This window comes from Desulfovibrio intestinalis (genome assembly GCF_014202345.1).
In the GTDB taxonomy this organism is placed as follows: Bacteria; Desulfobacterota; Desulfovibrionia; order Desulfovibrionales; family Desulfovibrionaceae; genus Desulfovibrio; species Desulfovibrio intestinalis.
Genome location: NZ_JACHGO010000014.1, coordinates 2501 through 4523 on the forward strand (window position 1 = coordinate 2501; position 2023 = coordinate 4523).

General features: G+C 51.9%; 2 rRNA genes (1 of these 2 only partly in view). Both read left to right on the forward strand.

Annotated elements, in window-relative coordinates:
* A 23S ribosomal RNA gene (locus HNQ38_RS14050) occupies positions 1 to 1893 on the forward strand (it extends 1040 nt beyond the left edge of the window).
* A 45-nt stretch (positions 1894 to 1938) separates the two neighbouring features.
* A 5S ribosomal RNA gene (rrf, locus tag HNQ38_RS14555) occupies positions 1939 to 2023 on the forward strand; the annotation flags it as partial.

Genomic DNA, 2023 nt, shown 5'->3' on the forward strand with positions numbered 1-2023 from the left:
AGGTCTCCAAATCTATGCTCAGTGGTTAAGGTGGTGACGTTGTAGAGACACCCAGGACGTTGGCTTAGAAGCAGCCATCGTTTAAAGAAAGCGTAATAGCTCACTGGTCTAATGACGTTGCGCCGAAAATGTAACGGGGCTAAGCATAGTACCGAAGCTTTGAATTCCGCGTATGCGGTCTGGTAGGGGAGCGTTCTTCACGGGCTGAAGGTGTGTTGTAAAGCATGCTGGACTGTGGAGAAGTGATTATGCTGACATGAGTAACGATAAAACGGGTGAAAAACCCGTTCGCCGTAAACCCAAGGTTTCCTGGGTAAAGGTAATCTTCCCAGGGTTAGTCGGTCCCTAAGGCGAGGCTGAAAGGCGTAGTTGATGGGAAACGTGTTAATATTCACGTACTTGTATGTTCGCGCGATGGAGGGACGCAGGAAGGTAGACGGTCCGGGTGTTGGATTACCCGGTGCAAGCAGGTAGGCGTGAGGTGTAGGCAAATCCGCACTTCTTTACGCTGAGACGCGAGTCCGTGACCGTAAGGTCTGAAGCCGTTGAGCCTCTACTGCCTAGAAAAGCTTCTAAGTATAGAACATGCAAACCGTACCGAAAACCAACTCAGGTGGGTGGGATGAATAATCCAAGGCGCTCGAGAGAACTCTGGCCAAGGAACTCGGCAAAATAACCCCGTACCTTCGGAAGAAGGGGTGCTCCTTCGGGTGAAATTGATTCACTTAATGAGCCTGAGGGAGCCGCAGTGAAATGGTGGTGGCGACTGTTTACTAAAAACATAGGTCTGTGCGAAGTCCTAAAGACGACGTATACGGACTGACGCCTGCCCGGTGCCGGAAGGTTAAAAGGAGAGGTCAGCGCAAGCGAAGCTTTGAATTGAAGCCCCGGTAAACGGCGGCCGTAACTATAACGGTCCTAAGGTAGCGAAATTCCTTGTCGGGTAAGTTCCGACCTGCACGAATGGCGTAACGATCTCCACACTGTCTCGGCCAGAGACTCGGTGAAATTGAAGTCGCGGTGAAAATGCCGTGTACCCGCAGAAAGACGGAAAGACCCTGTGCACCTTTACTATAGCTTGACATTGGGATTTGGAACTGCATGTGTAGGATAGGTGGGAGACTGTGAACCCTGTACGCTAGTATGGGGGGAGTCATTGTTGAAATACCACCCTTGTTTTTTCAGGTCCCTAACCCTCTACCGTGATCCGGTGAGGGAACAGTGTCTGGTGGGTAGTTTGACTGGGGCGGTCGCCTCCTAAAGTGTAACGGAGGCATGCAAAGGTTCCCTCAGGCTGATTGGAAACCAGCCGTCGAGTGCAAACGCATAAGGGAGCTTGACTGCAAGAGAGACATCTCGAGCAGGTACGAAAGTAGGTGTTAGTGATCCGGTGATCCCGAATGGAAGGGTCATCGCTCATTGGATAAAAGGTACGCCGGGGATAACAGGCTGATCGCATCCAAGAGTTCACATCGACGATGCGGTTTGGCACCTCGATGTCGGCTCATCACATCCTGGGGCTGAAGCAGGTCCCAAGGGTACGGCTGTTCGCCGTTTAAAGTGGTACGCGAGCTGGGTTTAAAACGTCGTGAGACAGTTTGGTCCCTATCTTCTGTGGGCGCTGGAGAATTGAAAGGGCCTGTCCCTAGTACGAGAGGACCGGGATGGACGCACCCCTGGTGGACCTGTTGTCGTGCCAACGGCATAGCAGGGTAGCTATGTGCGGAAGGGATAACCGCTGAAAGCATCTAAGCGGGAAGCCTGCCTTAAGATAAGTTCTCCCTGGAGCAATCCCTGAAGGGCCGAGGTAGACTACCTCGTTGATAGGCTGGAGGTGGAAGCGTTGCGAGACGCGGAGCTGACCAGTACTAATAGCCCGTGCGGCTTGTTTTGAAAAAAACTCCTTCCTTCCCTGTCAATTATATATTTGACAACTTTGTTGGTAGCCATGGAGGAGAGGGTACACCCAATCCCATTCCGAACTTGGAAGTTAAGCTCTCCATCGCCGATGATACTGCATAAC